We start from the raw sequence: 13,287 nt of genomic DNA, 5'->3' as shown, positions 1-13,287 counted from the left end.
TGGATTAAAACTTATAAACCTTGTTTCAAACTTGCTTCGATGAACTTATCTAAGTCACCATCTAACACTGCTTTGGTATTAGAATTTTCCACACCTGTACGCAAGTCTTTAATACGTGAATCATCTAGGACATACGAACGAATTTGACTTCCCCAACCGATATCTGACTTCGAGTCTTCTAAGGCTTGAGCAGCTTCATTACGTTTGCTCATCTCGAGTTCATAGAGCTTGGCACGTAATTGCTTCCACGCATGGTCGCGGTTGGCATGTTGTGAGCGTTGGTTCTGACAAGCCACCACAATCCCTGTCGGCGCGTGAGTTAAACGAACCGCAGAATCGGTTTTGTTAATGTGCTGACCACCCGCACCCGAAGCACGGTAAGTATCGGTACGAACATCGGATGGATTGATATCAATTTCGATATTGTCATCAATCTCAGGTGAGATAAATACCGCAGAGAATGAAGTATGACGGTTGTTGTTACTGTCAAATGGTGACTTACGGACTAAACGATGTACGCCACTTTCAGTACGTAACCAACCATAAGCAAATTCACCATCCACACGGATCGTTGCTGATTTAATTCCAGCAACATCACCGTCTGACACTTCCATCAATTCAGCTTTAAAGCCATGACGTTCGATCCAGCGCAAATACATACGCAATAACATCGATGCCCAATCCTGTGCTTCTGTACCACCTGAACCTGATTGAATTTCAAGGAAGCATGGATTTGGATCCATTGGATTGCTAAACATACGGCGGAATTCAAGATTGCCCAATGCTTCTTCAGCACTGTCTAATTCTGCTTGCACATCAGCCAATAAACTTTCATCATCTGCTTCAACCGCAAGGTCAAGCATGGCCTTGGCATCATCTAACTGTTCAGCAAGACGATCAAACACACCAATGGTATTTTCTAAACTGCCCTTTTCTTTGGCGATGGTTTGAGCACGGTTCTGATCATTCCAAATCGCAGGGTCTTCTAGTTCTCTTAAAACTTCTTCTAAACGCTCAACCTTTAGATCGTAGTCAAAGATACCCCCGTAGTGTTTGGCTACGATCAGATAAGTCTTTCAATTGAATTAAATACGGATTAATTTCCACGCGTCTGTTCTCACACTATTTTTTCACTTAATCCGCTATTTTAACATAACTGTTTTAGTCGACACAGCCATGTCATTTTGAATACATAGGTTTATTAAAATTGGCTTTATTTATAAATTCATTTGATCTTTAAAATATTTCTGAATCCTGATCTTACTCGTCCCATCGTGTAAAAATTAGACTAAAAACACTAAAACACATAATTCCTCCTAAGTTTTAATAAATCAAAACATTGGTTTTTTATCAATAAATATCAACAATATAAAATGTCAAAATTACAAGTTAATTACATTTGTACAGTTTGATTACCTTATCAAGATTGACGATCATGAAAATTGCTCTAGACTCAAGTTGTAACAAAACATGTATCAGTGTTTAACACTTGGTTTAAATCTTAATGAGGAAACAACCATGAAAAAATTAGCAATTGCATCAGCACTTTTATCTGCAATCGCAGTAACAGGAACTGCTCATGCTTATCAAGCTGAGGTAGGTGGTTCTTATACCTATAAAGACCAAGATCGTTTTGGTGACAGTGATCGTTTCAGCATAGACGGTAAATATTACTTTAACCCAGTACAAACACGTAATGCCCCACTTGCAGAAGCAGCGTTCCTTGACCGTGCGAGCAATGTAAAAGCACAATACGCTTATGAAAAAGATGATGCATTCAAAAACAATCAATATGGCGCAGGTATTGAATACTTTATTCCAAACAGTGATTTTTATTTAAGCGGTAATATTGGTCGTGAAGAAATCAAACCAAATTCTAAATATGCAACTGATGAAGACAAATTAAAAATCAACCATTACTCAGCTGAAGTGGGCTACTTACCAGCACCAGGTTTATTGGTTGCTGCGGGTGCAAAAACTGTTGACGTGAAAGATGGCGACCGTGAAACTAGCCCGACCCTTCGTGCCAAGTATGTGACTCAAGTTGGTCAAAACGACGTGAACTTAGAAGCATACACTGCTTTTGGTGACAACAAAGAAGTGAAATTAAAAGGTGATTACTTCATTGATAAAACTTTAAGCGTTGGTGTGGATTATCAAAAACTTGATTATGACAACACTTTCATCAATTCAAATGAATGGGGTATTTCTGCGAAGAAATTCTTCAATCAACAAGTGAGCTTGGAAGGTCGTGTAGGTTTCGGTAACGATAAATCATATATTGATAATGACTATACTTCATTCGGTCTTCGTGGTGCATATCGCTTCTAAGACTTGAACAGAAGTTTGTAACATCGGAAACGCCCTGAATCATTCGGGGCGTTTTTTATTGCCAATCTCGTTTTCTTATCATTTTCAATCCTCCTCCTTACAGATCTTTTTTAGCTGAATCCTTTATTTAAAAATTGACGCTTGTCTATTTTTGAATACACTACTCCGTGTAACAAAATATGTATTATTTTTAATCGGGGGAATTTTCTAATGAAAAAATTAAGTCTTGTTGCAGCACTGTTAAGTGCTTGTTTTGCAATTAATGCCCATGCTTATCAAAGTGAAGTCGATGCTGCCTATGAACATATCGATATGGATGAGGGGAAAGGCAACAGCGCGGTAATCACGGGTAAATATTATTTTAACCCTGTACAAACCCGTAATGCGCCTTTGGCAGAAGCTGCTTTCTTAGATAAGGCATCAAATATCGGTGGCGGTTATGCCTATAGCAAACTGGAAGATGACGAAGATTCTAGTGACTTACAATTCAATATTATCGGCCTTCAAGGTGAGTTTTATATCCCTAACTCACAATTCTATCTTTCTGGTGCCTTACATCGTACCAATGTCAAAGCAACAATGAATGGTTTAGGCTCTAATTCTGAAAATGGCGATGGCTATAGTCTAGAAGCAGGTTTCTTACCAATCAATGGATTACTTCTTGCAGTGGGTGTTGCAGATTTATCTGATAGCCTAAATCCAGTTCAGATTGCTCAATACGGCTTTACCAATACACTTTCAAACGCTGCAATTGTGTCTGGCGAAAATGACGATACCGCGGTTTCTTTACGCGCGAAATATGTTTCTCAAATTGGTGGTTACTATACCAATTTCGAAGCACTCAGCTATATTGGCGACGAAACGACGTATCGCCTAGGCGCTGATCTTTATCTTGATTCAACACTTAGTGTTGGTCTCTCATTTGCAGATTCTACCGCTGATGATTCAGACAGTGTTTTCAATGTTCACGCTCAGAAATTCTTTACTCCTCGATTTGCTGTAGGCATTGGTTATACCACAACAGATGGTGTTGATTCTTATGGTCTTAACGGTACTGTCCGCTTCTAATCAATAGCGTAAACGATTAAAAAATCCGCTCTAATGAGCGGATTTTTTATTGTTTTAAATAAGCGATTTGCAGTTGCAGACTGGTATTGCCATTAAAGACATTACGTTCCAGTGTATAGACCAGATCGACATGGCCCAGCATGGGATCAAATTCAAAACGATCTTTGGCATTAAAGGCAATGGCATCGACCGAATGTGGTCCGACCGCCAGTTTCAACTTCAGATGCTGTTCTTTCAACCAGCGATAATCAATGACTTTGAAGCGTCCCTCGAATTGAGGTAATGGAAATTTTTGTCCCCACGGGCCCAGTTGTTCGATCCAGTCCAGGGTTCCCAAATGCAGATCGGCATCGGTCAATTCACCATCCGTCCACAAAGTCGCTTGAAATAGATCCTCATCCATCTCGGCAATCGACTGGGTAAATACGCTTTTAAATGCCTCAAAATTTTCTTTTTTGAGGGTTAAACCTGCGGCAGCAGCATGCCCGCCAAAATGACTGACCAAGTGCGGATAATGTTCTGCAACTTGCTCAATGGTATCGCGAATATGAATGCCATCAATCGACCGTGCTGAACCTTTAATATGCATGCCATCTTCATCGGGCGCAAACACTAAACTTGGACGATGGAATTGCTCTTTTAAGCGCCCAGCCACAATACCAATCACGCCTTGGTGCCATTGTTCATCAAACATTACCAGTGCTGCAGGTAAATGCTCTTTTTCCAGCTGAATATGTTGCAACGCATTTAACGCTTGCTGCTTCATTTCAGTTTCAACCTGACGGCGTTCGATATTGAGCTGATTCAATTGTTGTGCTAAAGGATAGGCTGTTTGCATATCAGCAGCGAGCAGACACTCAATCCCAATACGCATACTTTCCATGCGGCCTGCCGCATTAATACGTGGACCCACGACAAAGCCTAAATCCTGTGCGCGAAGGCTAGCAGCATCACGACCGGCAATATCCAATAAGGCTAAAATACCTGCACGACATTGATGTTGCTGAATTCGCTTTAATCCAGCATCAATCAGGATACGATTGTTATAGTCCAGTGTCGCAACATCGGCGTAGGTTCCCAATGCCACTAGATCCAAATACTGCGTTACCTTGCTAGTCGTTTTACCTTGCTGAGTTCGTAAACTTGCCAGTCGAGCCAGCACATAGAAAGCCACGCCTACCCCAGCCAAAGCCTTACTTGAAAACGCACAACCCAGTTGGTTCGGATTGACCACAGCTTCAGCACTTGGTGTCGGCTTAGTAGTTAAGTGATGATCTGTAATGATCACCTGCATCCCTAATGCTTGAGCCGTGTCTACACCGGCATGGCTGGAAATCCCGTTATCGACTGTAATCAAAAGATCTGGCTGATAGCTTTGCTGAGCCAATTCAGCAATTGCCGGAGTGAGCCCATAACCATACTTAAAACGATCAGGCACCAGATACTCAACTCTGGCTCCCATGTCTTGTAGAACAAGAACCATTAGAGCGGTACTGGTCGCCCCATCGGCATCGTAGTCACCAACAATCACAATCTGTTTTTGCTGATCAATGGCTTGATCAATCAAGGCCACCGCCTGCTCCAACCCCTTAAGTTCTGGAGATAGCAAGTGCTTAAGTTTCAGCTCCAACTCTTGCTCAGACTGCACGCCACGTCTTGCCAAAATCTCGGCAATAAACGGAGGCACGCCCTGAAACTGTTCAGGGCGTGTCAGCAACGGTCTTTTTTGAATTTGAATCTGGGTCATTTATGGCATCAAACGCTGGATAGTCCAAAGACCATTTTGCTTTTCATAACTTAAACGGTCATGTAAGCGATTTGGTCGCCCTTGCCAAAACTCATAATAATCTGCTTCCAGACGATATCCGCCCCAAAATTCAGGCTTATCCAGTTCAGCTTGAGCTTGGCTTTGCAGCGCCTGAAAGCGTTGTTGCAATAACTCACGGCTTTCAATCACCCCACTCTGCGGGGTACTGATATGTGCTGCGATCTGGCTGTCACGTGGACGTTTATGGTAGTAATCCGTTGATTCCTGTTCAGAAATCTTGATGACCTTGCCACCAATACGGATCTGACGCTCTAGACTCGGCCAGTAAAACAGCAATTCGGCATAGGGATTTTCTGCTAAATCCAATCCTTTTTGGCTGTCATAATTGGTATAAAAATCATACCCCGCTACGGTAGCACCGCGTAACAATACGGTACGCACATGCGGGCGACCTTGAGTATTTGCAGTCGCTAATGACATGGCATAAGGCTCATGCAAATGTGCTGCAAGGGCATGATTGAACCAGTTCAGGAATTGCGCATGTGGCTCAGCACTGATCTGGGCTTCATGTAATTCACCCTGCTCATAGCTCAAACGCAACTCACTGAGGTCTTTAATCACATCACTCATGCTAGCTCTCCCTTAAGCAGCTTGGGCTTGAGCGCGTACTGCATCTGCTAAATGATTCGCCAAAGCCTCAACTTCTTGCTGCTGATCACCTTCCACCATGACACGAATCACAGGTTCTGTACCTGATTTACGGATCAACAAACGACCTCGACCTTTGAGTTGCTGCTCGGCTTTTTCAAATTCTGCAACCAACGCAGGAATCGAATAAGGGTCGATCATATGTTGTAAGCGAACATTGACCAACACCTGTGGGAATAACACAAAGCCATCCACCAACTCATGTAAGGCTTTACCTTGTTCAACCATCACCGTAAGCACTTGTAACGCTGCAATAATCGCATCCCCTGTGGTGCTCTTATCCAAAGTTAGAATATGGCCTGATGGTTCACCACCTGTGACCCAATTCTTTTCTTCTAGGGCTTGTAATACATAACGGTCACCGACTTTGGCACGAACAAAGCCAACCTCCGCTTGTTGCAAAGCCAACTCCAGTGCCATATTACTCATGACCGTGCCTACAACACCTTGGGGCTTATTCTTCGCCTGTGTTGCCAGGATATACAGGATATGGTCACCATCAATCAATTGACCATTTTTATCCACCATCACCACACGATCTGCATCACCATCGAAAGCAATCCCCACATCGGCTTGATGTTCCAAAACTGCTTTCTGCAACTGTTCTGGATGGGTTGAACCACAGTTTTCATTGATGTTCAAACCATCAGGCTCATTAAATAATGGAATGACTTTGGCGCCAAGCTCACGGAACACCGATGGACCTACGCTATAGGCTGCACCATTAGCACAATCCACCACGATTTTTAAATTACGTAAGTCGAAATGGTACGGGAAAGTCGATTTACAAAATTCGATGTAGCGACCATTGGCATCTTTAACACGGACACTCTTACCTAAATTTGCGGTGTCCTCAATCAACAACTCTTTTTCCAGTTCCTGATTGATTTGGTCTTGTAGAGCATCTGGTAATTTTTTACCTTCGCTGGAAAAGAATTTAATGCCATTATCAAAATAAGGGTTATGCGATGCAGAAATTACAATCCCAGCATGTGCATGCAGTGCACGGGTAAGGTGCGCAATCGCTGGGGTGGGTAATGGCCCCAATAAATGTACATATACCCCTGCGGCATTCAGGCCTGCTTGTAAAGCAGCTTCTAAAATATAACCCGATAAGCGCGTGTCTTTCCCCAGCACCACAATTGGTTTATTTTTAGGGCTATTTCTTTTTAATACTTTTCCTGCGGCAAAGCCTAACTTTAATGCAAATTCTGGCGTAATTGGCAGTTGTCCAAATTTGCCGCGAATTCCATCAGTACCAAAATAACTCATCTTCTACTCACTTTCTTATCTTGATCTGGTCTGTAACCATATCTTTCTTCATCTTGTTCACTTTACACCAAAACAAAAAAAACCGTCAGTGGCCTGACGGTTTTTCAATCAGCAAAATTACCAAAAATCAACCAACTCGATAGTTTGGTGCTTCCTTGGTAATGGTCACGTCATGAACGTGCGATTCAGACATGCCTGCTGACGTAATTTTAACGAATTTTGCATTTTGACGAAGATCTTCAATCACAGATGAACCGGTATAACCCATCGAGGAACGTAGACCACCCATCATTTGATGGACGATGTTACCCATTGGCCCTTTATATGGAACTCGACCTTCAATGCCTTCTGGGACTAACTTTTCAGCACCCGCTTTAGCATCTTGGAAATAACGGTCAGCAGAACCAGATACACCCGCCATTGCACCCAATGAACCCATGCCACGATAGGCTTTGTAGTAACGGCCTTGGAAGAATTCAACTTCACCTGGCGCTTCTTCAGTTCCAGCGAGGAGTGATCCCACCATAATCGTGCTTGCACCTGCGCCAATCGCTTTCGCCATATCGCCAGAGAAACGAATACCGCCATCTGCAATCAAAGGAATTTGATCTTTCAATGCATTCGCAACGCTATCAATTGCAGAAATCTGTGGCATACCAATACCCGCCACAATACGTGTGGTACAAATCGAACCAGGGCCGATACCGACTTTTACGGCATCTGCGCCTGCATCAAGCAATGCCAACGCTGCATCACCAGTCGCAATGTTGCCGCCAATCACTTGCACTTGTGGGTAATTAGCTTTAACCCAACGTACACGTTCGATTACGCCAGCGGAATGACCATGTGCGGTATCCACCACAATCGCATCAACACCAGCATCAACCAAAGCTTCAACACGGCTTGGTGTTTCAGCACCTGTACCTACCGCAGCACCTACACGTAAACGACCCAAATCATCTTTACAACTATTTGGATAGCTCTCGGCTTTACGGAAATCAGTCACCGTAATTAAGCCTTTCAGCTCATTCTGCTCACCCACCACCAAAACTTTTTCAATGCGGTGTTTTTGCAATAATGCTTGGATATTTTCTTTCGACTCGCCTTCACGTACAGTCACAAGGCGATCTTGACCTGTCATGATATTGCTAACAGGCTGCTCAAGATTGGTTTCAAAGCGGGTATCACGACCCGTCACGATTCCAACCACTTTGCCGTCTTTCACAACAGGTACGCCACTAATATTATTGGCCTGAGTGATTGCAATCAATTCACGAACTGTTGTTTCAGGGGTGACCGTAATTGGATCTTTCACCATACCTGCTTCAAATTTTTTCACACGACGGACTTCAGCGGCTTGCGCTGCGATATCCATGTTTTTGTGCAAAATACCAATACCGCCGTTTTGCGCCATCGCAATCGCCATACGTGACTCAGTCACCGTATCCATTGCAGCAGAAACGAGAGGGATATTAAGTTGAATTCCGCGAGTTAAACGTGTCTTTAGGGAGACATCTTTTGGGAGAACAGTTGAGTAGGCAGGAAGTAATAAGACATCATCGAAGGTTAACGCTTCTTGAACGATGGTCAGCATAACAATCTCACTGGTAATTTCCGTGAGCTATTATAAACAAATTTCGATGTGATTTTCATTTTCTATGATGAAAATAATTTGAATCTGTGCTGAGCACAGAATTTGCTCAGCCATTTATTGACACAGATGACATCAAGCTGGTCAGCATACCTGATCATAATGATCATGTTTTTCAAATAGCTGTGTCCAATACCTAACCACGAGATTAAAGAATCTAGGATCGTGTCTTGCTGCAAGCGAAGACTACACCTTGCTTCAACTTAAATGACTTTATATATAAATAGAGCAACCCAACTGTTGCCCTATCCCATCTAGAAGCCATGATGTTTGCTTAGTCGCTACCGAAAGAGAAAAAGGAAAAGACTTAGCTCATTTCAGCGGGCAGACTAAAGACATATTCATTCATCAAGTCTACGCCACACTCTAAAGTTTCAATCCAGTCCAAAAACTGAGTGATCATGGTCTTGCCGACAAAGGCCGTACCGTGTTGCGGCACAATCATCTCTAAATCCATTTGCCGTACCATATTCACCCACAAACGAATGACTTTATTGGAACACATATAACGCTGGTGAAAACCCTTCATTTTTTTGATGTGTGCGTCAAAATCAGTAATCGGCAGACTGGCATCGTCGACAATGGAAGCGCCCATATCCCCAGAAAATAGAATTTTTGCGGTTGGATCATAAAACTGGAAATTCCCCACCGAATGTAGGAAATGTGCAGGCACTGCAACAATAAAAGATTCACCCAAAGGAATAATTTGCCCTGTATCGGACAGTTCAATCAGACGTTCTTCCCAATTGCCTTTCATTCGATCACTCATAAAAGCTGAATTCAAATGTGGTAAAAAGCGCGCCCACAGCTTAGAGGCCACGACTTTGGCATCGGTATACACCAACCAACGCGGCATTGAGGTAATAATGTCAGGGTCTTGATGCGAGGCCATTACATAGTCAAGATTTTTCAGTTTGGTATAACGATTGAGTTCCATGGTTAAGGGAACATAAGTGAGATCACCACCAGGATCTAAGACAGCGGCACGTTCATGATCAATAATTAAGAATTGATTAGCCTGAATGCCTTCCCCTTTAACCAAACTGGTAAAACTAATGCATTTATGTGTACCATTATCAAACAATATTTGCGATGTTGTCCGCTCAAAACTCATAACCACCCCAGAAAAATTCTTTAAATATGAAATATTTTTAATTCCATAATAAAATAATGGGATTTAGCTCATGTTTCAATCAGATATTGGATTTTTATCATAATTGATAAGAAAAAGCCCATCACATTTGGATGGGCCATCGCTGATTTAAAATTCAAACCACTTAGAAAAAGTAATGCTGCACTAAAGTAGAGACACCGACAATCAAGAAAATTGCAGCACCAATTTTATGGATCAATGAAATTGGCAATTTATCTGCCAGCTTATTACCAATAAATACCGCAGGTGCATTGGCAAGCATCATTCCAAATGTTGTGCCCAGCATCACCCAGAACACACTGTCAAAACGTGCCGCTAAAGCGACAGTTGCAATCTGGGTTTTATCACCAATTTCAGCCAAGAAGAACAAAATGAAGGTAGCACCAAATACCCCGAATTTCTGCCATTTATTGATGTTTTCAGTTTCATCACCCAGTTCATCTGGAATCAGCATCCAGATCGCCATTCCGATAAAACCAAGTGCCAAAATCCATAATAGAATTTCAGGGCTGAGTACGGTGGTAATCCATTGTCCCAAGACAGCAGAAATACCATGGTTGATCGTGGTGGCTAATAGAATGGCAATTAAAATCGGAATTGGTTTACGGAAACGTGCTGCAAGCAAGAGTGCGAGCAATTGTGTTTTATCACCCATTTCAGCAAGGGCAACAATTGAGGTGGAGATGAGGAATTCATACATAATTGAATGCTCTGGCTAGCAAAATATACCGATGACCTACCGCTCCTGCTAGCCAAAATCAAATAGATTGATGCAGAGTGGTAAATCAAAGGTCTTGCCAACAAAAGCACAGCTGAGAAGCTGTTCTTGGTTCTTTGCTATGATGACCATGTTCAGTTGAACAATTATGTTGATCATCACCTCTTTACTTTGCGTAAAGAGCGGCTACTCCCCAATGAAGTGAAGCTATTTTAGCAAACAATAAAATGGTTTTGAATGGTTAAACCCAAAATTTTTGGTAACTCCAAATGAGCACACGTAATAAACCGAGAAAAAAAGCCAAATAGGCACTAAGCCCCAAAAAGCCAAAACCACCCCAACCGCTTGCCCCGCCTACATTTTGGGCTTGATATTCCATTGCCATCACGACAGTCGCAAGCAACACTTCAAACCCCATCACCACATACATCACCCAATCCCAGGGGAAATGTAAAAAGCTGACCCATAGTCCCATCGCCACAAAAACAATGAGTAATAAAGGCAGCATCATCCGATAAATCACCAACATCCCTGCTCCTTCAAGCAATGAAAATTTATTCTCAGTTCAACATAACATAAATAAAGCCGTATTTTTTTCCAGCCTAAAACAGAAAACCCCGCCAAAGCGAGGTTTTCAGAATTCAAAAAGCGATTAGAGCAATAAGCTACGAATATCTTTCAACAATTTAGTCAGCTTATTGGTAAAACGTGCCGCATCAGCACCATTAATCACACGGTGGTCATACGATAACGACAATGGCAGCATTAAGCGTGGATCAAAGTCTTTACCATTCCATACCGGTTGCATGGTCGCCGGTGAGATACCCAAAATCGCAACTTGCGGCCAATTGACCAACGGCGTAAATGCGGTACCACCAATACTACCCAAGCTGGTAATGGTAAAGTTAGCACCTTGTAAATCTTTCGGTGACAATTTACGATCACGGGCTTTTTGGCTGAGTTCGGCCAATTCCGTCGCGATTTGCTTAATTGATTTTTGATCAGGATTACGCAGTACAGGAACCGTCAAGCCATCTGGTGTTGCAACCGCAATCCCCATATGGATTTCGTTACGCAGCAATACTGACTTTTGATCATCGGCCAAATGCCCCGCAAAATATGGCTCTTCTTTTAACAAGTGCGCAACCGCCTTCGCAATAAAGGCCAAGATGGTTAAGCTCAAACCTTGCTTTTTAAAGCCATCTTTCAGTTCGCCACGCCATGCTTCAAGCTCGGTAATATCCGCCAAGTCAAACTGTGTCACTTGCGGAATAAAGTTATTCAATGACAATTGCGGTACAGACACTTGCTGTAAACGCGTCATTGTTTTCACTTCACCACCACCAAATGCACTAAAGTCTGGCAACTTCGGCAAGCCTGAAGCCACTGGAGCGGCTTGCGTTGCAGCAGCGGGTTGTGGTGCGGTCAGACGTGTTTTCACATAAGCAAAGACATCGTCCTTCATCACACGGCCATGTTCACCAGATGCTTTCACCTGTCCAAGAACTACACCTAACTCGCGAGCCAGTTTACGTACCGCCGGTCCAGCATAAACTTTGGCATTGTCAGCTTCTTGCGCTTTGGTCAGCTTCTCAGCTTGCGCTGGCGCACTCGGTGCTGCTGTCGCTGCCGCCTGTGGTTTTGCTGCTACAGCTTGAGTCGCAGGTGCAGCGGCTGCTTGAGCTTTTGGCGCTGCTGATGCAGCGGCCGAGCCACTCACTTCAATCGTTGCCAAAGCCACGCCTTGACGCACTTCTTGATTGGCGGAAACATGAATTGCTTTTACAATGCCTGCTACTGAACTTGGCACTTCAACCGAAGCTTTGTCCGACTCAACCACGCATAAGCTTTGTTGAGCTTCAACGCGATCACCCACATTGACCAGAATTTCTGAAACCAGTGCTTTTTCTACACCCAGATCAGGCACTTCTATTTCAACATTACCTGTTGAGGTATTGCTTGCAGCTGGTGCTTCTGTAATTCCGGCTGGCGCTTCTGTTTGAGCTGGGGCTGCTTGAGGCTCAGATGACGTTGCAGCGCTCGCAGTCTTGACCTGAATTAAGACCACGCCTTCTTTGATGCTGTCGCCTTCTTTAATCTGGATCGCTTCCACAATCCCCGCAACCGAACTTGGTACTTCTACTGTCGCCTTGTCCGATTCAACCACCACAATACTTTGTTCAGGTTCAATCTGATCACCGACTTTCACCAGTACTTCTGCAACCAAAGCTTTTTCAACACCAATATCTGGAACTTTGACATCCACAACCTGACTAGCTGTCGCTGTTGGAGCGGCAGCGGGTTGTGCTTTTGTTTCAGCTTCGACAGGTTTTGCTTCTGCTTTTGGCGCTTCCGCTTTCGGTGCTTCATTCGCAGGCGCTTCAGCAGCAGTCTCAGACTCAAGTTCGATCAAGGCCACACCTTCAGTGACCTCATCACCCTGTTGAACCAGAATACTTTTCACGATACCCGCTGCCGTGCTTGGCACTTCAACCGTGGCTTTATCTGATTCTAAAACCAAGAGGCTATCATCAACTGCAACATGGTCGCCCACTTTGACCAAGATTTCTGCAACGACGGCTTTATCTACGCCAATATCAGGTGCTTGGATTTGCATG

11 protein-coding genes and 1 riboswitch are annotated in these 13,287 nt (G+C 43.4%); of the genes, 2 read left to right on the top strand and 9 right to left on the bottom strand.

The annotated features are described in order from the left end of the window. Window positions 1-11: 11 nt before the first annotated feature. Window positions 12-1,107 (bottom strand): peptide chain release factor 2 gene (prfB, locus tag F993_RS01970; protein ID WP_101235479.1). Its coding sequence is split into 2 segments (ribosomal slippage): window positions 12-1,034 and window positions 1,036-1,107, totalling 1,095 coding nucleotides; the frame shifts between segments, so codons are not numbered across the junction. A 411-nt stretch (window positions 1,108-1,518) separates the two neighbouring features. Between prfB and F993_RS01975 the strand changes: the two genes are divergently transcribed. Continuing rightward, on the top strand, window positions 1,519-2,331 hold the full coding sequence (locus F993_RS01975; RefSeq protein WP_004657176.1) for a putative porin: 813 nt from the start codon (window positions 1,519-1,521) through the stop codon (window positions 2,329-2,331). 210 nt (window positions 2,332-2,541) lie between these two features. Then, entirely contained in the window at window positions 2,542-3,399 is an 858-nt protein-coding gene (locus F993_RS01980) for a putative porin (protein ID WP_004657174.1), read from the top strand. A 46-nt stretch (window positions 3,400-3,445) separates the two neighbouring features. Here the strand turns inward: F993_RS01980 and recJ are convergent, their stop codons facing one another. The 8 genes from recJ to F993_RS02020 all read right to left on the bottom strand — a co-directional run bounded on the left by recJ (window position 3,446) and on the right by F993_RS02020 (window position 13,286). Beyond that, on the bottom strand, window positions 3,446-5,146 hold the full coding sequence (gene recJ, locus F993_RS01985; RefSeq protein WP_004657172.1) for a single-stranded-DNA-specific exonuclease RecJ: 1,701 nt from the start codon (window positions 5,144-5,146) through the stop codon (window positions 3,446-3,448). Then, window positions 5,147-5,797 carry a pyridoxamine 5'-phosphate oxidase gene (gene pdxH, locus F993_RS01990; RefSeq protein ID WP_004657171.1) on the bottom strand — a complete coding sequence of 217 codons (651 nt, stop codon included), beginning with the start codon at window positions 5,795-5,797 and terminating at the stop codon, window positions 5,147-5,149. 12 nt (window positions 5,798-5,809) lie between these two features. Beyond that, window positions 5,810-7,147 (bottom strand): phosphoglucosamine mutase, encoded by a 1,338-nt coding sequence (gene glmM / locus F993_RS01995; protein WP_004657168.1) that lies wholly within the window; start codon window positions 7,145-7,147, stop codon window positions 5,810-5,812. A gap of 127 nt (window positions 7,148-7,274) precedes the next feature. Next, the gene (gene guaB, locus F993_RS02000; protein ID WP_004657166.1) at window positions 7,275-8,741 is read right to left on the bottom strand and encodes an IMP dehydrogenase; all 1,467 of its coding nucleotides are present in this window, start codon (window positions 8,739-8,741) and stop codon (window positions 7,275-7,277) included. Between the two features lie 364 nt (window positions 8,742-9,105). After that, on the bottom strand, window positions 9,106-9,912 hold the full coding sequence (locus tag F993_RS02005) for an oxygen-binding di-iron domain-containing protein (RefSeq protein ID WP_004657164.1): 807 nt from the start codon (window positions 9,910-9,912) through the stop codon (window positions 9,106-9,108). Window positions 9,913-10,075: 163 nt separating this feature from the next. Beyond that, window positions 10,076-10,651 carry a TMEM165/GDT1 family protein gene (locus F993_RS02010; RefSeq protein ID WP_004657162.1) on the bottom strand — a complete coding sequence of 192 codons (576 nt, stop codon included), beginning with the start codon at window positions 10,649-10,651 and terminating at the stop codon, window positions 10,076-10,078. A gap of 83 nt (window positions 10,652-10,734) precedes the next feature. Further along, window positions 10,735-10,876, bottom strand: a riboswitch (yybP-ykoY riboswitch). 34 nt (window positions 10,877-10,910) lie between these two features. Further along, window positions 10,911-11,198 carry a hypothetical protein gene (locus tag F993_RS02015; protein ID WP_004657161.1) on the bottom strand — a complete coding sequence of 96 codons (288 nt, stop codon included), beginning with the start codon at window positions 11,196-11,198 and terminating at the stop codon, window positions 10,911-10,913. A 123-nt stretch (window positions 11,199-11,321) separates the two neighbouring features. After that, on the bottom strand, window positions 11,322-13,286 hold the full coding sequence (locus F993_RS02020; protein WP_004657160.1) for a 2-oxo acid dehydrogenase subunit E2: 1,965 nt from the start codon (window positions 13,284-13,286) through the stop codon (window positions 11,322-11,324). Between the last annotated feature and the right edge of the window lies 1 nt (window position 13,287).

This window comes from Acinetobacter proteolyticus (assembly GCF_000367945.1).
In the GTDB taxonomy this organism is placed as follows: Bacteria; Pseudomonadota; Gammaproteobacteria; order Pseudomonadales; family Moraxellaceae; genus Acinetobacter; species Acinetobacter proteolyticus.
Note: the sequence above shows the minus strand (reverse complement) of the source record. Positions and strands in the feature narration are given on the sequence as shown.